Raw genomic sequence first — 22562 nt, 5'->3', positions numbered from 1 at the left:
CAAATAGGTATGACAGAATTCATCGGTTAAAGTACAATTTTAAATGTAGCGCAAAAAAAAACGGATGCCAAAATAGGCATCCGTTTCTATATCATCTATATCATTCAAAGCTTATCGATACAGGGTAAAATGCCCGACGTAACGTATATCCCGGTCATCGTTTTGATTTACCACATACCAATAATCACCACTTGGCAGCTCTTTTCCTTCATAGCGTCCGTCCCAATTACTAACTTGATCCAGTTCTGCAACCACCCTACCGTAACGGTCATAGATGATTACCTCTATATTAGGGAAGAACTCTCGGTTGCCCGGTGCCCAAAAATCGTTTTCATTATCACCATTGGGCGTAAAGAAATTGGGTATTTCGAGCATTCCGGTAAATTCGAACGGAATTACCGCTATAGCCTCACAACCATTTTGGTCGACTACCTTAATTTCTACAGTACCGCTTTCCGTGGTGGTATAAAGACCTTCACTACCGTAAGACACGCCATCAAAGAAGAATTCATATCCCCCAAAACCTCCTTCGGCAGTGGCCGTAATCTCGTTCGGTCCGGTTTTTTCCGCTGTCAATGTTAACGGATCGTACGCTTCTATGGTAAATTCAACAAAGTTGGTACAACCGTTTTCATGATAGATATATACCGTATGGTCTCCTGCCGGTAAATCTCCCCATGAGCGTTCCGATCCGGCCAAGGCCGTTATGGCATCCGTAGGATCGATCGGATCCAACGCAAACAATAATTCGGACAATAGACTTTCATCTTGCATCTGTACGGAGGCCGTGCTATTTGGAAAAATTCCCTCACAACCATATTGCACCAATGGATCCGCCGTAAGGTCCACTCCAATTTCTATAGGAATGAACACATTCGTCTCACACATATTGGCATCGCGCACATAGACAATATAGCCTTCACCACCTATCAAACTATCGAACGATAGGTCATCATTTCTCAAGAAAACCTCTGTCCCGTCTGAATTCGGTCCCACTAATCGGGTTTCGTAGTATTCTACGAAAGTCACCGGATCCACAAAAGGGGTTCCACCGGTTACGTTCAAACGTGCCGTACCATCTTCAAAACCGATACAGGTTTCAGGCGTTGAGCTAAAGTCTACAATTTGTAACTCTTCAGGTGCCGTTACTATAATTTCAAAAGTTTGCGGACAACCTTCGGCATCTTGTGCCAACACGGTATACGATGGATTGCTCGGGGTATTCGCCGGCAAATCGGTAAAGGTATAGGTCGTTGGATTATCAGGGTCACTAAAGAACTCACTCAAATTCGGCTCTATGGCGAATTGCACCAATCCTGATGCCCCACTGTCTACCGTCATGGTAATGGTTCCGTCGGAAGCCCCATAACAAGTGGTCGGTGTCGAAGTCGGCGACAGAACAACCGGTACCGCAGGGGCAATGGTGAACGGACCTTCTACGAGTCCACATGTAGCACGACTGATTACCGATATCCAATAATCACCTGCTTCCAAGTTTTCAAAAGTACCGAAATCTTGAGCCGGTAAACTTCTATAGGTCGGCATGCTTTCTGCCGCAAACGCATCAGCACCTGGATCATAGTCATAAATTCTAAATTCGTAAATACCGGTACCTCCATTGGCAATCGCCTCTATTCTACCATCAACCTCATAGGCACAAGACACATTAAAAGTAGGCGAAGCTGGGTCTAGACTTAAAGGCTCGGCATCGGTAATGGTAATACCATTGGTTTTCCGGGCGAGACATGAACTTGCACTTCCTACCTTACGAACCTCATAGCGATACGAATTTCCAATAACACCAGGTAATCCAGTTTTTACAGGAAGTCCATTTCCATCGACCTCATCAATTGGCGACCATGGTCCTCCTGAACCATTGACACTAAATTCATATGTACCGCCTTGTGGATTGTTCACCCGAATCATCATTGTTGCTTCATTACCACAAGCTGGAACCGAAGTTTGAATCAGGGCAGGGTTAATCGCCGGTGGCGGAATTACCTGTACCGGAGCGGTTATCATGCTACAGTTTAAAGTAGAGACCACCTCAATGGCATACCAACCTCCCGGAATCACTCCAGTACCCGCGGTTCCAACAAATTCAGGACTGGTTTGCAAACCAGTGCTCGATTCTATATCGGTAATATCGTTACTACCCAAATGCAACAACCTATATTGGTAGCCACCACCAGGTACACCCCCTATGGCCCCTGGTATTGTGGTACCAGGTTCTACGGCAACAATTACCGCATCGTTTCCTGTCGGACATTCAAGTTCTCGAGTAACAATAGCATCCGCCTCAATTGGAGCCACAGGTAGCAATTCAAGTTCTGCAGTATGGGTACACCCTTCGATATCGCGAACCGTCACCCTATAATTACCACTGGACAAGCCGGTAAAACGGTTATTGGTTCCGTTGGCGGCAAATGAGGCATAGGCCGCATTGCTATGTGGCGCAAAACCACTACCTACAGGATTTTCATACTCTAACATATATTCATAAGGCGAACTATCCCATCCCCCTTGTGTAGTGACAAAAATTTCACCGAGATTATCTTCACAACCAACACGACCAATTTCTTCCATATTCGTAATAAGAAGTTGTTCGTTAGGCATTTCTATCGTACTCATGTTGCTAAAAACATCACAGGTTGTCGCAGATTTACCCTGCTCACGAATAACCACCCTTAAGTTACCCCCTTCCAATCCGGTAATGGTTGCCGGATTATTCACAGTGGCATCAATAGTCCCCGTGGAGTTCCCTCCTACCGGAGCACCGAAGGCCCCTCCGCTAAAACCTGGGTCCGACGCATCGTAAACCGTATATTCATACACTCCTGAGAAGTTGGTCAAACTGGCCAAATTGGTTATTTCTATATTCAATATACCATCGGTAGTACCAAAACAACCAACAGGTTCATTCTGGCTAATGGAAACCGTAGGCAAAACAGGCTCATCTACTACATAGGCGACAATCGGATACGAACATCCCCCTATATCGTTTACCCGTAAATTGTACTCCCCGGCCACCATGGGCAGATCAAACTCAACAAAACTGCCACTAGGTTGGGCCTGGTCGGCCACTGGTGCTACGGAAAAACCTTGATCTTCAATTATAAAATTGGTGCTTCCGGTAACATCTATTCGAATACGTTCTGGATTCTCACAATCCATTGGCGATATTTGGGTAATCGTTGCCGTGACCGTATTAGGCGCCAATACCGTTACCGAGTCAAAGAACTCACAACCATTGGAATCCCTTGCGTAAATGGTAATGACCTGATCAGACCCCGTATCGACTATTTCAAAATCAGGACTTGACTGATAACTATCCGCAAGATTTATTTTGTATCCATATGGCGCCCCGTTACCTACATTTCCACCAACTATAGCTGCACTTACAATCGTAGTACTATATTGGTTGGCTGCCGGATTACAGACCAATGTACCCGAAGTCACATCAATTTCAAATGGGGGCGGTTCATTGATTACCACTTCCTCCCTATCGAAACAATCCCTATCGGTAACTACCTCTATTACATAGGTCCCTGGTGCCAAGGCCGTAAAAGAACCCGATAGATTAGTGTTGATTCGGCTTGAAGTATCCAAAGTCGCCGGCAATGCCCCCTCGGGACCGGAATACAGGTTGTATTCCTTAACACCATCTACATCTGTACCTGGCGTCAAGGAGGCGGAAATACTTCCGTCACCGGCACCGTTACAGCTTACGTCAGAGGCGCCCGTATCGTCGATAACGGGACTTACGGGTGCAGACCTTACAATACCATCTACGGTGAAGGTACAGTTATTTACACCATCATCCACCAAATTATCAGTTACCACCACCTGGTAATCACCAGCGGGTATCCCGGGAAAAATACCATCGTCATCTGGGTCGGTTATATCTACCGCCCCTCCAAAGATATCGGTTCCCGTAAGTCTATAACTAAAATCGCCACTACCACCATCGGCAGTAATCGTGATAACCCCATTGTCTACCTCACAACTCGGTTCCGTGGTAAAATCGCCCGAAGCCGATAAAACTTGGAACACTTCGGCCACACCATTGATTTCACACCCATTGGCATCGATGATATTATAATCATAGGCCCCAACGCTGTTTACGGTAAATGTCGCCGTAGTATTGACAGCAGGGTCACCTGAGTTGGCCACTGTCTGACTAATACCGTTCAAGGTAAAGGTAGGCGTATCGAAATCCCCTGGTAAACTTAAGGTAATATCAAACCCTCCAGCAGCGGTAGCGGTTACATCACATTGATTTTCAACCACAGGATCCAACAAAGGCAAATCAGGATTCAGCTGTATGATGGCCGCAGAAATACGATAGGCACAATCATTAGCATCTTTTACCCAAATATCGTAATCAATACCGGTTAATGAACCCGGTAGGCCTACCGTAACGGCATCACTGAAATCTGCATTCGTCGGTGGTGTTCCGGCAGGCATAAAGGCGTATAAATAAGGACTTCCCGAAGCAAAAGGCGTTCCTCCACTTCCCCTTACCGTCAATTGACCAAGGGCGTTACAATTTGCATTTTGGTTATCAATGACATCTACTCGAGGTAAGTTTATAATGGTATCTACCGTTGCTCCATCCGTACAGCCATTAGCATCTACAATAGAAATTCCATAGCGTCCTAAATCTACTCCCGTAGGCACGATTACTTCAGTTCCTAAAACCGGGGACACCCCTGTTTCGGTATGAACGACCGCTCCGGTATCTAAGTCGGTAATCACAATATCGAAGGGGGCTACACCCGATCCGACCGTATACCTCAACTCTACTTCACCCACACCACAACGATAGTCACTTGCTAGAGTAACATCCGTGCCCGGTCCGGTTGGGAGTGTTATTTCTTCAGAATAAATACATCCTGTATTGTTATCACGAACATCTACGGTATACGTTACCCCAAAAAGCAAATTGTTAAAACAATGCCTGTCCGGCGGACTACTTGGGGAGGTCCACCCCGCAAGCGGATCTGGATCCGTTAAACGTATACTGTAATCTAAAGGCATCGTACCTCCGGTTATATTCACACACACGGTAGTTCCACTTGCCGTACATGTAAATCCAGGAAACGGTTCAGGGATGATATCAAGGGAGCCACTGTTGATCGTAAAGGGCTCAATATCCCTACATCCACGTGAATCCAACACAATCACCTGATAATCTCCCGGTTCCAAAATTGAATCCTCTATGGTCAACGGAAAATCACCTGGTACCACATTATTCAAGGTCACAAGAGGATTTCCAAAATTATCCTCTACTATAACCGTATAGTCAGGCACCCCGGCTCCGGGGGCCGGCGTAAGAGGTAAATCTACAATAACCCCGCCAGAGAGCGGTGCCGGTGCACAAGTAGCATCAATAGGATTTACCGTAGCATCTGGAGCTAATACGGGATCTGTCACTACCTCAACCGGAGTCACAGCGGTAACACAATTTCTGGCATCTTTTACTACATATTCATAGCTTCCTGCCGCTAAACCTGAATAAATGGTTTGGGAAGAAAAAGCATAATCGATCGTATCAGGTCCTGCCGGATTGTTGGGATCCAATGGATTGTTCTGCAATTCACCTGCCGGGGCAAATACCACCTCAAATGGAGGTACACCCGACGCCACATCAGGAATTATTTCTACAAAACCACTATTGGCATCACCACAACTAGGGCCGACTATTCGGTGGGTGGCGATAATATTGGTCGGTTCTACAAAAGTCAAGGGTTCAGATATGGCACTACAACCATTACTATCGCTTACCTCTACCGTATAATCCCCAAACTCCGTAAACAACATATTATAGGTAAACGAGCCAGACGGAAGTGGAAGGCCGGTATGACTGGCTACCGCGGTTCCATCCCGGTATATAGTATATGAAGTAGTAGAAAGATCAGTAATATCACCACCTGTAATGGTAATCTGCATTTCACCATCACCACCACAATCAATTTCACGATTAAGGTTCAGACTTACCTGAAGCTGGGGCGGGATTCGAATTGCCGAGGTAGAAGCGATACAACCATTTCCATCAACAACTTCAATAGTATAATTACCAGGAACCAGGCCTGTAAAAGTATGGGTGCCCGGTGTACCCGATGTCACCAATGCCCCTCCATTAATTCGGTACTGATGCGTACCTATTGCAGCGGAGCCCGGGGTAGAAGAAACGGTAATTTCTGCGGTGTTGACAGTTGTATAACAGTAATCGGCCGAGTCAAAGCTAATTGCCGGAGCATCAACACTGGTAAGGGTGAACGTTGTAGAAGCACTACAACCCTCGGAATCAGTAACCGTTAAGGTATAGGTTCCTTCCTCGGTCAAGTTACCAAATGTCCCTCCTGTTTTGGGGCCTTGTGTTCTTCCATCGCTAGGCGGCCAATCCAACTGATAGCGATATCCACCGAAACCTCCACTAGCACTGGCCACGACCCGACCAATATTGTTGTTCTGACAGCTCATATCGGTTACCGTAGGACTTACGCTTAAAGGGGTGCTGGCCTCTTCCACATCGAAGGAAGCGGTAGAGGTACAATTAGTATCGTTATCGGTTACCGTAATCTCGTAGGTACCGGCACCTAAACCAGTGATCGGAATCTCGAGATCGCTACTTGTTCCACTCACAACAGGTGTAGCTGGCAATTGAACCACGGTATAGTCATAATCCGTAGCAAAACCATCGACCAAGAAGGCGCCGTTACCATCAGTGGCACCAGGACAAACCTTTCTATCTCCTCCCGATTTTACCCTGGCACGGATAGAACTAAAACCTCCCGTGGTAAAACTGGCCGTATATGTACAACCATTGGCATCGGTAATCTCAAATTGGTATGACGTATCCAATCGCAACCCATTAAAGACATTGCTCGCTTGCGGTCCGGGAAGTGGTGCTGTCGGAATAGCGGAAATCACCTCGTATTGAGTAGCAAAACCTGCTGGCAACACGTCAATAGTAACCCTACTCGTGCCTGTAGCACAATTAAGGTTGTCTTGGGCAAAGGTAATCGCTCCCGGAGGGGTCGGTTCCGTAATATCTATTGGAGACAGGGCCTGGAAACATCCGGCATCATCCTTTATATAAGGAATGTATGAACCTGGGGCCAAGCCGGTAAAAGTCGTTCCCGATTGGTATGTAACATTATCGATACTATATTCATAACCTGATCCCGATCCACCTGTAGCCGGTGCAAAATCAATAATTCCCCCGCCATTGACACACGTATAATCTTGGGTCAACGATGCACTACCACTGAGACCCCCAGCGGAAGTAACGGTAACGGCAGGCAAAGACAGAACACAACTGAACGCCCCTTGCGAGTAACGCACTTCTACAATACTGTAGGTACCATCCGCAACAGGTATGGTAGGTGATGAAGTAAAAGGATCCCCTGCATTATTGGTCGCCCTAAATTCTAGGTTAAAACCTTTAGGGTCGCTAACATTAAAATCAACCTTTCCCCCACCATTGGTACAGGTCCCTATAATAGGAGCGGCCGTAACGTCTGGAGGTGTCAATTCGGCAACATACTCCGATTTTTCCGCCGTACAACCCTGATCATCGGTAATATAAAAGGTATAAGTTCCCGGACTTGTTACGGTATACGAACTCGTACCCGAGAAAAACCCGCCTGAATCACCGCCATCACTAACGGTATAACTATACGAACCAGAACCTCCCGAAGGGGTTACGTCGATATCTACACTAGATATAGTAGAACAGCCAAAGCTCATACCGTTTGTGTCGGTTACTACACTAATCGGACTCAAGCCCGTACCTACCGTTATCGCATTACCACTGGTATCGGTATATTGTATAGGCGCAGGTATGCCATTGGGAATATCCTCCTTACAATCATTCGTTTCTACTTTAACGGCATATGTACCTTCACTAACAGCCCCAAAAGTATAGGTGTTACTAGATATGGTAGAGGTGAATTCAATTTCCACACCGTTCTCATCCAATAAGGTATACACATAAGGCCCCGGAACTTCGGGGTTAACGGTTACATCGATACTACCGGTCTCACCGCTACATACCGGGTTGGTATAGGTGACATCGATTTCGATATCTACTTGCTTGATCTCTATAACATCATATAAATATTCACAAACCTCGCCCGCTATGTTCAAACGCGCCTGAACGGTATAGAACCCAGGATCAAGATTTGGAAAAATAGATGAAGATTGATACGGTCCAAAGGCTCCGCTCGCTTCGCGAATTCTAAATTGGTAACTATTAGGAAGCCCGGTAATCTCTATTCGACCCGGGTTATTACAAACAAAATCCTTCTTCGTATAACTCTGGGTAATCGTACTTTTTATTACCTCAAAGTAATAATACTGGCCTCCGTTCACCTGAACCCTATATTCGGCCCCTGTTGCAGCTGAAATAGAACTGGCATCCAAATTAAAAGTCGACGCGGTAGACACCTCGGTATAGTCCCCACCATTGGTATTCGGACAAGGTAAGTTTGTATTTGGGGCAGCCCCCGTTAATCTCTGCCAAGAAACACTTCCGGAAGTGGACAAGGTGATATTTCTATCATCGGAATCACCACAAAGAATAAAACGGGCAATGGTAGAACCATCACTCGTACAGTTATCGACATCGTCATAGCCTTGAATAATAGTCGCGAACATAGGAGCCGCCGCAGCACTCACCGTTTCTTTTTTCTCGGTTATGGATGAATTCTTAAGCGCGGTCTTTTCAACGGCCCCGGTCTTTGAAGAAGTGGCCGCTTTAATTGCCGAAGCGACCTCCTCATAAACCGAGAAAGCCTTCTTGCCTGCAATAGCTGAAGTACAAACTACTGAAAAAGTCATTAACAGTAGGGCATAAACAATACGCCTTGTTTTTTTTGGGAGCATAGGTTAAGTCGTTTTTAAAAGAAAATGAGCGATTTGGGCTGCGTCACTTTCTCTTGTCTAATTCTTTTAAACTTATAAATTCTCGTTATCTTTAACCACAACGAGGTACCTTAAATTATTATCATTTAACGTCAAATTATGCGAAATAGTGTACTATCGATTGCCCTAGCCGCCATAACCCTTAGTTATTCTTGCGCACAAAGCACTGAAAACAAGGTAGATACACCTGAAAACACCCCCTTTTCGGCCGAGCTTATGATCGATGAACTGCAGACTCCGTGGGGATTTGTTTTTCTAGGGGAAAACGAACTGCTGATTACGGAAAAATCAGGGGAACTGATCCATTACAAAGATGGAAACAAAACAAAAATCAAGAATGTACCCGAAGTCTATGCTCGTGGTCAGGGCGGTCTGTTGGATATTGAACTACATCCCGATTTCAAAAACAATGGTTGGATCTATATTTCATACGCCTCCCAGGAAGGGGAAGGCAAGGGCGGACATACAGCTTTGATGCGCTGCAAACTAAAAGACAACTCACTAAGCCATAAGGAGTTGTTATACAAGGCCTCTCCCAACACTACCAAGGGCCAACATTTTGGTTCACGTATTGAATTTGACAACGATGGCTACCTCTATTTGTCTATTGGCGAGCGCGGGGCCCGCGATGAAAACCCTCAAGATATTACCCGTGACGGTGGAAAAATTTATCGCTTTTACGATGATGGAAGAATTCCTGAAGACAATCCGTTTACAGCAAAGAAAAATGCCAAAACCGCCATTTACAGTTATGGGCACAGAAACCCGCAAGGCTTGGCCATACACCCCGAAACTGGGGAGATTTGGGAAAACGAGCACGGTCCGAGGGGTGGGGATGAAATCAATATCATAAAGGCCGGGGCCAACTACGGCTGGCCTTTGGTCACCTATGGCATAAACTACAGTGGCACCTCCATTACCGACAAAACCGAAATGGAAGGAATGACCCAGCCCATTCATTATTGGGTACCAAGTATAGCCCCTAGCGGAATGGCGTTTGTAACCACGGACACATATAAAGGCTGGAAAGGAAGTATTCTCGTCGGCTCGTTGAAATTTCAGTATATGGAACGGCTTCAGATGGAAGGCAACAAAGTGGTCAAACGTGAAAAACTATTGTCCGACCTAGGCCGTGTCCGTGATATTAAAGAAGGTCCGGACGGACTGATTTACGTGGCCGTGGAAGGAAAGGGCATCTATAAATTAGTGCCGACCCCATGACCTCCTACCCTATATCTATCCCTATGAAAACCTTTGGTATAAAATCATTTATAATACCCCTTGCACTTTTCCTTTTCGGATCGATTATCCATGCACAAGAATCCGTATTAGCGGAAAGTATGATGCGAGGTAGTGAAATTTATGCCGACTTCTGTATAAACTGCCATCTAGAAAACGGCGAAGGCATCCAAAGTACCTTTCCGCCCTTGGCCAATTCCGATTATCTGGCCCAAAACCGAGAAGCCAGTATTCGCGGGGTAAAATATGGCCAACAAGGTAAAATGACCGTAAACGGAATATCGTACAACAATATCATGCCCTCTATGGGACTAGAAGATGAAGAAATTGCCGATGTCATGAATTATATAATGAATTCTTGGGGCAACACTTCAAAGAAAATGGTAACTGTCGACGAAGTAGCCGCTATAGAAAAATAAGCTAGCGCCCGGCATCTATTGCCGCTTTTACCGAACCGTGTTTTTTTAATAATTTCTCAGCCTCGGCGTAATCAATGCCCAATCCTTCCGACACGTACCTCGCTCCCCTGTCCACCAACTTGCTATTGCTCAGTTGCATATTGACCATTTTATTACCCTTTACCCGCCCGATGCGTATCATCAAGGCCGTAGAAATCATATTGAGGGCCAATTTTTGAGAGGTACCGCTTTTCATACGGGTGCTTCCGGTTACAAACTCGGGCCCTACGTTAATTTCTATAGGGATATCAACTGCCAAAGCCAAAGGAGAACCGGGATTGTTCGTTATACCTGCGGTCAATACCCCGTGTTTCTTTGCATCGGCTATACCTCCCAACACATAAGGTGTGGTTCCCGAAGCAGCTATTCCCACAACAACATCATTATCGGTAATATGGTGTTCCATCATATCTTTCCACGCCTGTACCCGATCGTCTTCCGCATTTTCTACCGCCTTTCTTATTGCGGTATCCCCTCCGGCTATAAGTCCGATTACCCTACTATGGGGCATTCCGAAGGTGGGCGGGATTTCAGAAGCGTCGAGAATACCCAGCCTACCACTGGTTCCGGCACCGATATAAAACAACCGTCCCCCTTTTTCAAAACGTTCGGCGAGTCCGTCTACAAGTTTTGATATTTGTGGAATGACCTCGGCCACCGCATCGGCCACTTTTTGGTCTTCCTCGTTTATCTTCCGCAGAAGGGACAAGCTGTCCATCTTCTCCAAATCATTATGGTTTGAAGGGGTTTCGGTTATTTTGGTATACTCCATAGTTCTTAGAGAATTCTAATATCGTGGTTTCTAAATGAGATTAACAGGTCGTTCTCGGGATCCAACTCCGTTATAATGGTATTAATGGCATTAATATCACAGGTCTTATACCGATGCTGCGAGTTCAGTTTTTCCGAGATGGACAAAAGTACCGTTTTTTTCGAGCATTTTATTACCGCTTTTTTCACTTGTACGATATCCCAATCAAATTCGGTCAGTCCGTAATGGGAATCTACATAGCCTGTACCGATAAAGCTAAAATCCACTTTTATTTCGGCCAAGTTGTGTATGGCATTGGCCCCGATGGCCGTTTGCGATTCCCTAGAAAGCTGCCCACCGACCGTTATAACCGTAACATTCGGTTTTGTAAGTAGCTCCATGGCCACCGGCAAACTATGGGTAAAACAGGTGAGCCTGATATTTGAGGGAACCAGATGCGCCAGTTCCAAACAGGTAGTCCCCCCATCTATAAACACGACCCCACCGTCTTTCAACAGTTCCAGGGCTTTTTCGGCTATTTTTATTTTTTCCTTTTGCTTATAGATATTGCTATTTCGGGTGCTATTGGTGGTAAAACCCAATGAAATGGCCCCGCCATGAACCCGTCGCAATTTATTCTCGGCATCAAGCTCTTTTACATCCCTTCGGACCGTATCGATAGACACGTCCAAGGTTTCGGCAATATCGGTCAGTAAAATCCGGTTGTGCAGCTCCACTTCGTTCAATATGGTCTGCTGCCGTTCTTCTTTTAACATGAGAACTATATATTATATTCCTAATACAAAGATAGCAATTTACTAATTATGCAGTTTTATACTACCTTAAAGTTAAATAATCATTAAAAGTTGCAAAAAACAGCACAAAATACAGCAACAAACAGCAAAATATCATCCCATTGCCTATATTTGCATGATTCAACACAAAGAACACAGAAAAAACGAACTGCATGAAAACAATTCTAGAAAAAAACGGAACCGACATTACATATAGACCGGTGGGCCAATTTGAAGAAACCCGATTCGAAAAGATACACAATGTCATATTTTCCGATTCCAACGAGGCCTCGATAAAGGTGGCCGAAGAAATGGCCGACTTGATACAAAAAAAGCAGGAAGCCGGAAAAAAATGCGTCTTAGGACTGGCTACGGGTTCATCACCGATTCGGGTCTACGAAGAGCTCGTCCGTATGCACAAAGAAGAAGGGCTCAGTTTTAAAAACGTAGTCACCTTCAATCTTGACGAATACCTGCCCATGGAAAAAGACAATCGGCAGAGCTATTGGTACTTTATGCACGAGCATCTTTTCAACCATGTAGACATTCCTGCAGAAAACATACATATTCCCGACGGTACCATTGCCGGTGAAAAGGTAATTGAATACTGTATTGCCTATGACAATGAAATCAAAAAAAACGGGGGGCTCGATTTTCAACTTTTAGGGATAGGCCGTACCGGACACATCGGTTTTAACGAACCTGGATCGCACTACAATTCGGGCACGCGTGTAATAACACTCGACCACATTACCCGTGTTGATGCCGCCCCTGCCTTTCTCGGGATCGACCACGTACCAAGAAAGGCCATAACCATGGGGATCTCAACCGTAATGGGCGCTAAACGTATTGTTCTTTTAGGATGGGGACAGAACAAGGCCGATATTATCAAAAAGACGGTAGAAGGCCCCATTTCCGCCCAAGTACCCGCCACCTACCTACAAAACCACAAGAACTGCACCTTTGTATTGGACACCGGAGCGGGAAGCGAATTGACCCGAAACAAGACGCCGTGGTTGGTTGACGAATCCCTGGAATGGACGGAAGAACTCACGGCAAAAGCCATTGTTTGGCTTTGTAACGACACCGGAAAATCGATTTTAAGCCTGACCGACAAAGATTATAACGACAACGGTATGTCGGGACTATTGGCCCTTGAAGATTCGTACGACCTTAACATCAAAATGTTCAATAGGTTACAACATACCATTACGGGATGGCCCGGCGGAAAACCGAATGCCGACGATTCAAGCCGGCCCGAACGTGCCGAACCGATCAAAAAAAGGGTCATTATTTTTAGTCCCCACCCTGATGACGATGTCATTTCCATGGGAGGCACCTTCGACCGCCTAGTAGAACAGGGCCACGATGTACATGTCGTATACCAAACCTCAGGAAATATTGCGGTATCGGATACCGACGCCCTTCGCTACGCGGAAATCTCAAAACGGATTTCACCTTCTGAAGAAGCACAGAAGATCATCGACAGTATAAAAAACAAAAACGACAGCAGTTTCGATTCGCTGGAAGTAAGAAGGCTCAAGGGAAATATACGCCGAGGGGAATCTTATGCCGCAGTACGGTATTTAGGACTTGACGATTCGAACGTTCACTTTTTGGACCTCCCCTTTTACGAAACGGGCACCATAAAGAAAAACAATCTTTCCGAAGCCGATATTGAAATTATGATCGATATCATTGCCCAGATCAAACCGCACCAGATTTTTGCCGCAGGTGATTTGGCCGACCCGCATGGAACGCACAAAGTATGTTTAGACGCCGTTTTTGAAGCCATGAAACGCTTACAATCAGAACCTTTTATAAAAGACTGCTGGTTATGGCTTTACCGAGGCGCTTGGCATGAATGGGATGTCAACGAAATAGAAATGGCCGTACCTATGAGTCCTGATCAGGTCCTTAAAAAACGCTATGCCATATTCTGCCACCAATCACAAAAAGATGGGGTCATGTTTCAGGGAGACGATTCCCGTGAATTCTGGATGCGGGCAGAAGAACGCAATAAAGATACTGCCGAACGCTATCGGGCCCTAGGTCTTTCACACTATGCCGCTATGGAAGCTTTTGTACGACACAAATTCGAATAATTTACAATAGAAAAGAGGTCGGTTCCTTCACTGGAACGGGCCTCTTTTTTAACTTTTACCCCTATCGCCCCTTTCCTTATTCCATTGAAAACGAAGGTTTTTGACCTAAAAACCAAATGCTTCCCAATGAAAAAGAAGGGCGAAACCACAAAAAACAAAGAAACATTACCCAAAAGGATATCGCCTATCCGTATTTATCCTTCCTGAAAAATCATCCAAAAAAAATGGTAGCTTTAAAGCACAATTAAACCTCAAGCAAGATATTTCGCTACATGATAGAAAAAGATAAAGGGGCGTGGATATGGGTTCCCATTCTATATTTTACCCAAGGATTACCGTATGTACTGGTCGTAAGCGTCTCGGTCATTATGTACAAACAACTTGGCGTAAGCAATGAAGACATCGGTCTTTACACCAGTCTATTATACCTTCCATGGGTCTTAAAGCCACTGTGGAGTCCTTTTGTCGACCTTAAAAGCACCAAACGCAAATGGTTCTTGGCCATGCAGTTTTTAATTGCCTTAGCCCTTTTTGGGGTCGCCCTTACCATACCTAGCAATATGTTTCTTACCGCTACCCTAGCCTGCTTTTGGATGGCGGCTTTTGCCTCGGCTACCAACGATATTGCTTCGGACGGATACTATATGCTAGGATTGACGGAAAAGAAACAATCTTTTTTTGTGGGGATGCGAAGTACGTTCTACCGTTTGGCCATGGTGACCGGGGAAGGCCTTATCGTGGTCATGGCCGGGTTTTTGGAAAACAAATATGGCGACAACTCCAAAGCATGGAGCCTTACAATGACCACTGCAGCCTTTTTGATGCTGGCCTTAACGGTCTCTAACTTTTTTGCCGCCCCAAAGTACGAAGCGGAACAGGACGATGACGCGGAGAGCCCCAAGGGCTTTTTTGAAGTATTCGCCTCTTTTTTCAAAAAACCGGGAATCGGCATGGCCTTGGCCTTTATACTGACCTACCGGCTGGGCGAATCGCAATTGGTGAAAATGGCCGCCCCCTTTCTGCTAGACGCCCCCGACAAGGGCGGATTAGGCTACTCCACCGAACAATTGGGAACCATTTTCGGGACGGCGGGAGTTATCTTCCTTTCCATTGGCGGTATTTTAGGAGGTATCTTGATTTCTCGGGACGGACTCAAAAAATGGATGCTGCCCATGGTACTTTCGTTAAACCTTCCGAACCTGCTCTATGCCATATTGGCCATGAGCAAGACCACAAATATCTATGCCGTGACCGGTACGGTAATTCTCGAGAAATTCGGGTACGGATTCGGTTTTGCCGCATTTCTCATGTACCTTATTTACATCGCCGAGGGCAAGTCAAAAACATCCCATTATGCCATTGCAACAGGTTTTATGGCCTTGGGCATGATGCTTCCGGGTATGATAAGCGGATTTATGCAGCAATGGTTAGGCTATGGCGGATTTTTTGTTTGGGTGGTCATTGCCGCGCTACCGGCGCTCTTCCTTTTAAACTTTATTAAATATCCCGCAGATTTCGGAAAGAAAACCAGTACTGAAAATGAGTAGTGCCCTGCCCTATACCCAAGCAAAGCAAACCCTTGCCCTAAGAGAAAAAATAGGCCAACTGTTCATGCCCGCCGCCTTTATTAACGATAGTGAGATCGAAATACAACGGCTTGAAACGCTGATCAAGGAACACTGTATCGGTTCCATCTGCTTTTTTCATAGCAGGGCCAGTGCGGCCACCAACTTTGAGGGGAAGAAAAAAGTAATAGCCAACGAAAAAAGCTTCGAGACCCTACAAGAATTGATCCGCCGCTACCAAAAGGCCGCAAAATACCCCTTATTGATCGCCATAGATGCGGAATGGGGTTTGGCCATGCGTATAGAAAAAACACCACAGTACCCCTATGCAATTACCTTGGGAGCTATTCCCGATGACTCGGAGGCCTTGATATACGAAGTAGGAAAACATATTGCCCAAGATTGCAGAACGGCAGGAATACACTGGAACCTAGCGCCTTGCATCGATATCAACAACAACCCCAACAACCCCGTCATCGGCTACCGTTCTTTTGGTCAAGACCGAGACAAGGTAACCCAAAAGGCCCTGGCCTTTATCAAAGGCACCCAAAGCGAAGGCGTACTAAGCAGCATCAAACACTTTCCCGGTCATGGCGATACGGCTACCGATTCGCATTTGGGGCTTCCGGTTATAGAAAAATCAAAAGAAACCCTGTTTGCCAACGAACTGTCCCCCTTTCAACAATTAATCGCACAAGGGGTCGATTCCGTTATGGTGGGCCACCTTTCGGTTCCTGCGCTTGCCAATGGTTCGAACCTCCCTTCCAGTCTTTCCAAGGATATGATCAAGGGAGTTCTTCGCACAGCAATGAAATACGATGGCCTTGTTATTTCCGATGCCCTGAACATGCATGCGGTTTCAAAGAACTATCCCGTAAAAGGGGAGCTCGAATGGCTGGCTTTCGATGCCGGAAACGATGTACTCTGCTTTGCGGAACATATTCAAGAAGGCATAGAATCTATTTTAAAAAATGCCGACAAAAAACAGATTGAAGCAAGTTTTCAACGCCTTTGGAAGCTAAAGGAAAAGATTGACTTCCTTTCCCCTTCTAACCCGAAGCTCTTAACATGCCCCGATAGCCTAAACCAGAAAATAGCCAAAAAAAGCCTTACCTTATTGCAAGGTAGCTCCCAAACCATAACCGAATTCGCAAAAACCAATTTTACTTATATCCGCAACATAAAGGATCCCCAAGATCGTTTTTTAGAGCTCCTCCGTTCAGAAAAAAAACCTAGTATCATCAAGTGGAAGGAATCCCCCTCTAGAAACGAAAACAATGTTCTATTGGCCCTCTTTCCCCCTCAGGTTAAACCGACCCATGGCTTTGGTTTTTCAGAAGAGGAAATCACCTATATCAACCATCTTATCGCTACCCAAAAGGTAGTCCTCTATCTCTTCGGAAATCCGTATGTACTCAATCATATTAATTACAAAAAGACAAAGGCCCTTGTTGTCGCCTATCAAAATTTTGAAGTTTTCCAGACCACGGCGGCCCGGCATTTTTTAAACCAATTAGACGCCCAAGGCTCTTTGCCCGTAAGCATATCGTCATGACAAAAACACACAAAATACTTGGACTCATGTCGGGCACATCGCTAGATGGGCTTGATTTGGCCTATTGTCTGATCCAAGAAAAAGACAATCGATACACCTTTGAGATAAAGGCTGTGAACAGCATATCGTACACCAATGAAATGCAGTTAAGACTTAAGGATGCCATCCTACTCCCCAGCGACACCCTACTCAAGTTCCACAACTCATATGGCACTTGGCTCGGCGAACAGGCCAAAAAATTTATTGAGACCAACGCCCTAGATGTCGACTATATTGCCAGTCATGGCCATACTACCCATCATCAGCCCGAAAACGGACTCACCTTTCAAATTGGCAGCGGTCAGCATTTGGCCAACGCCAGCGGACAAAAAGTTATCTGTGATTTCCGAACGAACGATGTGGCCCTCGGCGGACAAGGCGCCCCACTCGTACCAATTGGCGACCGTCTTTTCTTCGGGGCCTACGATTTTTGTCTTAATCTAGGAGGAATCAGCAATGTCTCGTTCGAACACCAAGGCCAGCGAATAGCCTACGATATTGGCTTGGCGAACATGATTTTGAACCACATTACCCGAAAAAGCGGCCTTGAATACGACAAAGGCGGAAAACTGGCAAAAAGCGGCAAGATTATCCCCGAAATGCTTTCAAGGCTAAATGCCCTCGAATTCTATCGACTTCCCTTCCCGAAATCCATCGGTTATGAATGGTTTATAAAAGAGGTTCTCCCCATAGTAGAGGCCTTTCCCCATCGTATGGAAGACCTTTTGTGCACAAGCGTCCACCATATTTGCGACCAAGTAGCCATTCAGGTAAAGCAAAATAGCCAAAAGGAAGGCAGTACCCTCTTGGTAACCGGAGGCGGGGCCCTAAACGATTACTTGATAGAAACCTTAAGGGAAAAACTTGGAAATACGGCAGAACTGGTCGTCCCCCCAAAACAACTTATTGAGTTCAAGGAAGCCTTGGTATTCGCCCTAATGGGCGCACTAAGGGCCGAAGAAAAAATTAATGTCCTAAGCTCGGTTACCGGAGCGAAAACGGACTCTTCTAGCGGAGTAGTTTTTCTACCAAGTTAAAAACCTTTAAAAATTCCCCTAAAAATCGCTATTTTCAACACCCATAAACCACCAAACATGTCAAAAAAGCAAAAACACGCCACCGCATACTGGAAAGAGAACATTAAATACCTCGCCATTCTTTTATCGATATGGTTCGGTGTATCATATGGTGCGGGAATCTTGCTTAAAGATGAATTGAACGAAATAAAAGTAGGTGGATTCAAACTCGGCTTTTGGTTTGCCCAGCAAGGTTCGATCTATGTGTTTGTCATTCTCATATTCGTATATGTTCGCCTCATGAACAAACTCGATAAAAAATACGGCTTCAACGAATAAACCAACCCAAAACCAAAGCTTATGAGTGTTCAAACATGGACCTATCTATTAGTCGGTATTACTTTTGCCCTTTACATCGGTATCGCGATCTGGTCGCGGGCCGGTTCTACCAAAGATTTTTACGTAGCCGGTGGCGGGGTTTCCCCTTTGGCCAATGGTATGGCCACCGCAGCGGACTGGATGTCGGCCGCATCTTTCATTTCCATGGCGGGCATTATTTCGTTCGCAGGCTATGACGGTTCGGTATATCTTATGGGATGGACGGGCGGCTATGTACTCTTGGCCCTGCTTCTGGCCCCCTACCTCCGTAAATTCGGTAAATTCACCGTACCTGATTTTATAGGGGATCGCTATTACTCAAAAACCGCCAGAATCGTTGCCGTAATTTGCGCCTTGATCGTCTCCTTCACTTATGTTGCGGGACAAATGCGAGGTGTAGGCGTGGTATTTTCCCGATTTCTTGAAGTCGATATCAATACCGGGGTGATCATCGGCATGGTCATTGTGCTTTTTTATGCCGTTTTAGGAGGAATGAAAGGCATCACCTATACACAAGTGGCCCAATTCTGTGTTTTGATATTCGCCTTTATGGTACCCGCAATCTTTATCTCCATACAAATGACCGGAAACCCTATTCCACAATTAGGAATGGGCTCTAAACTCAACGATGGTTCGGGCATGTTTCTCTTGGACAAGCTGAACGGACTGTCAACCGAGCTTGGTTTCGCCGAATACACCGATGGGAAAAAGTCGACCATCGACATATTCATGATTACCTTGGCCCTTATGGTGGGTACCGCCGGCCTACCTCACGTAATCGTTCGCTTCTTTACCGTAAAACGGGTTAAAGATGCCCGAAAATCAGCTGGGTTCGCCCTTCTGCTTATTGCCATTCTTTATACCGCGGCACCGGCCGTAGCCGTATTTGCCCGCACCAATATGATTCACACGGTCAGCAATCAAGAATATGCAAAAATGCCCGAGTGGTTCAAAAACTGGGAAACCACGGGCCTGTTGAACTTTGATGACAAAAATGGGGATGGAAAAATTCAGTATGTCGCCGACCGGTCAAAAAACGAATTGATCGTCGACCCCGATATCATGGTTTTGGCCAACCCGGAAATCGCCAACCTTCCCGCTTGGGTCATCGCACTCGTAGCTGCTGGCGGTCTGGCGGCCGCACTTTCTACCGCTGCAGGGCTGCTTTTGGTAATTTCCGCTTCGGTATCGCATGATTTGATCAAAAAAATATTCGTTCCGAACATTTCCGAAAAAGGGGAACTTTGGACGGCTAGAGGTGCCGCCACCGTAGCCGTCGTCATTGCCGGTTACTTCGGTATCAACCCGCCCGGATTTGTGGCCGCCGTAGTCGCCTTGGCCTTCGGTCTGGCCGCGGCCTCGTTCTTTCCGGCCATCATACTCGGTATTTTCTATAAAAAAATGAACAAGGAAGGCGCAATAGCCGGAATGATCGTGGGAATTTCATTGATGCTGTTCTATATGCTAAAGTTCAAGTTCGGCATATTCGACGGAGGAAAAGAAGCCGTAGCAAGCCTTGAAAAAGACTGGTGGTTCGGCATATCCCCTGAAGGTTTCGGCAGTGTGGCCATGTTGGTCAACTTTATCGTTTCGATAGCAATTATGAAGTTCACACCCGAACCTCCCATAAATGTTCAGGAAATTGTTGAAGATATACGAATTCCCAGTGGGGCAGGCACCGCCATAAACCACTAAATTTTGTAATTTTAGGCAAACATCGTCCCCATTTTATTCTCGGTCCTGATGATGCCATTAATATAGATTCGTTCAAATAAAAATAGCTTAGGCATAATGAGTAATTATCACATTAAACACTTAGAGGAATATTATCAAGTATACAGAAAATCAGTAAGAAACCCCGAAGCCTTTTGGGAAGAAATCGCCGAAGAGCACTTTGTATGGCGAAAAAAGTGGGATAAGGTTCTAAGCTGGGACTTTAGCAAACCTGAAATTAAATGGTTTGAAGGCGCAAAACTCAACATCACCGAGAATTGCATAGACCGGCACCTCCCTACACGGGGCGAAAAGACGGCCATTCTATTTGAACCGAACGACCCTGATGAAGAAGCCCAGCGTATTACATATAGACAACTTCACGAAAGGGTCTGCCGTATGGCAAACGTACTGAAAGACCACGGGGTCAAAAAAGGCGATAGGGTCTGTATCTACCTCCCCATGATTCCGGAACTGGCCATTTCCCTTTTGGCCTGTGCCCGAATCGGAGCGATACATTCCGTGGTCTTTGCCGGTTTTTCATCCAACGCATTGGCCACCCGCATCAATGATTCCGATTGTAAGGTAGTTTTGACTTCCGATGGTTCGTACCGCGGTTCAAAAACCATAGACCTGAAAGGCATAGTCGACAAAGCCCTAGAAGAATGTCCCGGCGTACATACCGTACTTGTCGCCAATCGCATCAACGGCAAAGTAGAAATGAAGGAGGGCCGAGACAAATGGCTACAACCTTTGCTTGATGAGGCATACGCCGATTGTGTGGCCGAAATAATGAATGCCGAAGACCCACTATTCATTTTATACACTTCAGGTTCAACCGGTCGCCCCAAAGGTATGGTGCACACCACCGCAGGTTACATGGTATATACCGCATATACATTTAAAAACACATTTCAATACAGGGAAGAAGACGTATACTGGTGTACTGCCGATATCGGATGGATTACAGGACATTCGTATATCGTTTACGGCCCCTTGGCCAACGGGGCCACGACCGTTATGTTCGAGGGCGTGCCCTCATATCCCGATTTTGGGCGCTTTTGGCAAGTGGTCCAAAAACACAAAGTCAATCAATTTTATACGGCACCTACGGCAATACGGGCCCTAGCGAAGGAAAATTTGGACTTTATAGATAAGTACGACCTATCTTCCTTAAAAGTACTAGGTTTGGTAGGAGAACCTATTAACGAAGAAGCGTGGCACTGGTACAACAATAATGTAGGTAAAAAAATGAGCCCGATAGTAGATACTTGGTGGCAGACCGAAACGGGAGGTATCATGATCACCCCCATACCCTACGTTACCCCTACTACCCCAACATACGCCACCTTGCCATTTATAGGCATACAACCGGCCTTGATGGACGAAGAAGGGAAAGAGATCAAAGGAAACCAGGTATCGGGAAGGTTATGCATTAAATTCCCATGGCCTTCTATTGCCCGAACCATTTGGGGAGATCACAACCGGTACAGGGACACGTATTTCTCAGCCTACAAGAATATGTATTTTACAGGTGACGGTGCATTGCGCGATGCCGTAGGCTACTACCGAATTACCGGACGTGTCGACGATGTTATCATTGTTTCCGGCCATAACTTGGGCACGGCCCCTATAGAGGATTCCATTAACGAACACCCTGCCGTGGCGGAAAGTGCCATTGTGGGCTTCCCTCACGATATAAAGGGAAATGCCTTGTACGGCTATGTAATTCTCAAAGAATTTGGGGAAACCCGAGACCGCGAAAACCTACGAAAGGAAATCAACCAACAGATTACCGAACACATCGGGCCTATTGCCAAATTAGACAAGATCCAGTTCGTTACAGGATTGCCAAAAACCCGAAGTGGAAAAATTATGCGTCGAATTTTACGTAAAATCGCTTCAAAGGACATCTCCAACCTTGGCGACACCAGTACACTACTGAACCCCGAAGTTGTTGAGGAAATCATAGAGAACTCCCTATAAAAAAGTGCAGGGGAAATATATACGGTTCAGCC

General features: G+C 45.8%; 12 protein-coding genes. 9 read left to right on the top strand and 3 right to left on the bottom strand.

Annotated features, from left to right (window positions below; translation table 11 throughout):
* Window positions 1-111 precede the first annotated feature (111 nt).
* A complete protein-coding gene (locus tag BW980_RS06945; RefSeq protein ID WP_076454198.1) occupies window positions 112-8892 on the bottom strand; it encodes a T9SS type B sorting domain-containing protein in 8781 nt (2926 codons plus the stop codon).
* A 138-nt stretch (window positions 8893-9030) separates the two neighbouring features.
* Here BW980_RS06945 and BW980_RS06940 point away from each other — a divergent pair, with 138 nt between their 5' ends.
* Together BW980_RS06940 and BW980_RS06935 are read left to right on the top strand one after the other, a co-directional pair.
* Window positions 9031-10152 carry a PQQ-dependent sugar dehydrogenase gene (locus tag BW980_RS06940; protein WP_076454197.1) on the top strand — a complete coding sequence of 374 codons (1122 nt, stop codon included), beginning with the start codon at window positions 9031-9033 and terminating at the stop codon, window positions 10150-10152.
* A 23-nt stretch (window positions 10153-10175) separates the two neighbouring features.
* Window positions 10176-10589: a c-type cytochrome gene (locus BW980_RS06935; RefSeq protein ID WP_076454745.1), complete on the top strand. Its 414-nt coding sequence runs from the start codon at window positions 10176-10178 to the stop codon at window positions 10587-10589.
* A gap of 1 nt (window position 10590) precedes the next feature.
* Here BW980_RS06935 and murQ read toward each other — a convergent pair whose 3' ends face one another.
* Window positions 10591-11400: an N-acetylmuramic acid 6-phosphate etherase gene (gene murQ / locus BW980_RS06930; RefSeq protein WP_076454196.1), complete on the bottom strand. Its 810-nt coding sequence runs from the start codon at window positions 11398-11400 to the stop codon at window positions 10591-10593.
* A gap of 5 nt (window positions 11401-11405) precedes the next feature.
* A complete protein-coding gene (locus tag BW980_RS06925; protein ID WP_076454195.1) occupies window positions 11406-12155 on the bottom strand; it encodes a DeoR/GlpR family DNA-binding transcription regulator in 750 nt (249 codons plus the stop codon).
* A gap of 191 nt (window positions 12156-12346) precedes the next feature.
* Here BW980_RS06925 and nagB point away from each other — a divergent pair, with 191 nt between their 5' ends.
* The 7 genes from nagB to acs all read left to right on the top strand — a co-directional run bounded on the left by nagB (window position 12347) and on the right by acs (window position 22530).
* Window positions 12347-14278 (top strand): glucosamine-6-phosphate deaminase, encoded by a 1932-nt coding sequence (gene nagB / locus BW980_RS06920; RefSeq protein WP_076454194.1) that lies wholly within the window; start codon window positions 12347-12349, stop codon window positions 14276-14278.
* A 272-nt stretch (window positions 14279-14550) separates the two neighbouring features.
* Window positions 14551-15825 (top strand): MFS transporter, encoded by a 1275-nt coding sequence (locus BW980_RS06915; protein WP_076454193.1) that lies wholly within the window; start codon window positions 14551-14553, stop codon window positions 15823-15825.
* The gene (locus tag BW980_RS06910; protein WP_076454192.1) at window positions 15818-17398 is read left to right on the top strand and encodes a glycoside hydrolase family 3 protein; all 1581 of its coding nucleotides are present in this window, start codon (window positions 15818-15820) and stop codon (window positions 17396-17398) included. Before BW980_RS06915 ends, BW980_RS06910 begins: the two co-directional genes overlap by 8 nt.
* Complete coding sequence (locus BW980_RS06905; protein WP_076454191.1) at window positions 17395-18474, top strand: anhydro-N-acetylmuramic acid kinase; 1080 nt, start codon at window positions 17395-17397, stop codon at window positions 18472-18474. Before BW980_RS06910 ends, BW980_RS06905 begins: the two co-directional genes overlap by 4 nt.
* Window positions 18475-18531: 57 nt before the next feature.
* Entirely contained in the window at window positions 18532-18792 is a 261-nt protein-coding gene (locus tag BW980_RS06900) for a DUF4212 domain-containing protein (protein ID WP_013995046.1), read from the top strand.
* A 21-nt stretch (window positions 18793-18813) separates the two neighbouring features.
* Window positions 18814-20526 (top strand): sodium:solute symporter family protein, encoded by a 1713-nt coding sequence (locus tag BW980_RS06895; RefSeq protein WP_076454190.1) that lies wholly within the window; start codon window positions 18814-18816, stop codon window positions 20524-20526.
* A gap of 96 nt (window positions 20527-20622) precedes the next feature.
* Complete coding sequence (gene acs, locus BW980_RS06890; RefSeq protein ID WP_076454189.1) at window positions 20623-22530, top strand: acetate--CoA ligase; 1908 nt, start codon at window positions 20623-20625, stop codon at window positions 22528-22530.
* Window positions 22531-22562 lie beyond the last annotated feature (32 nt).

Source organism: Zobellia uliginosa, assembly GCF_900156625.1.
Taxonomy (GTDB): Bacteria; Bacteroidota; Bacteroidia; order Flavobacteriales; family Flavobacteriaceae; genus Zobellia; species Zobellia uliginosa.
This window is presented reverse-complemented; position numbering and strand designations above follow the sequence as displayed.

Bases quoted from the DNA above. Each gene is read 5' to 3' on its own strand.
- BW980_RS06925 (WP_076454195.1), bottom strand. From the start codon at position 12,155: ATGTTAAAAGAAGAACGGCAGCAGACCATATTGAACGAAGTGGAGCTG.
- nagB (WP_076454194.1), top strand. From the start codon at position 12,347: ATGAAAACAATTCTAGAAAAAAACGGAACCGACATTACATATAGACCG.
- BW980_RS06900 (WP_013995046.1), top strand. From the start codon at position 18,532: ATGTCAAAAAAGCAAAAACACGCCACCGCATACTGGAAAGAGAACATT.
- BW980_RS06915 (WP_076454193.1), top strand. From the start codon at position 14,551: ATGATAGAAAAAGATAAAGGGGCGTGGATATGGGTTCCCATTCTATAT.
- BW980_RS06905 (WP_076454191.1), top strand. From the start codon at position 17,395: ATGACAAAAACACACAAAATACTTGGACTCATGTCGGGCACATCGCTA.
- BW980_RS06895 (WP_076454190.1), top strand. From the start codon at position 18,814: ATGAGTGTTCAAACATGGACCTATCTATTAGTCGGTATTACTTTTGCC.
- BW980_RS06935 (WP_076454745.1), top strand. From the start codon at position 10,176: ATGAAAACCTTTGGTATAAAATCATTTATAATACCCCTTGCACTTTTC.
- murQ (WP_076454196.1), bottom strand. From the start codon at position 11,400: ATGGAGTATACCAAAATAACCGAAACCCCTTCAAACCATAATGATTTG.
- BW980_RS06940 (WP_076454197.1), top strand. From the start codon at position 9,031: ATGCGAAATAGTGTACTATCGATTGCCCTAGCCGCCATAACCCTTAGT.
- BW980_RS06910 (WP_076454192.1), top strand. From the start codon at position 15,818: ATGAGTAGTGCCCTGCCCTATACCCAAGCAAAGCAAACCCTTGCCCTA.
- acs (WP_076454189.1), top strand. From the start codon at position 20,623: ATGAGTAATTATCACATTAAACACTTAGAGGAATATTATCAAGTATAC.
- BW980_RS06945 (WP_076454198.1), bottom strand. From the start codon at position 8,892: ATGCTCCCAAAAAAAACAAGGCGTATTGTTTATGCCCTACTGTTAATG.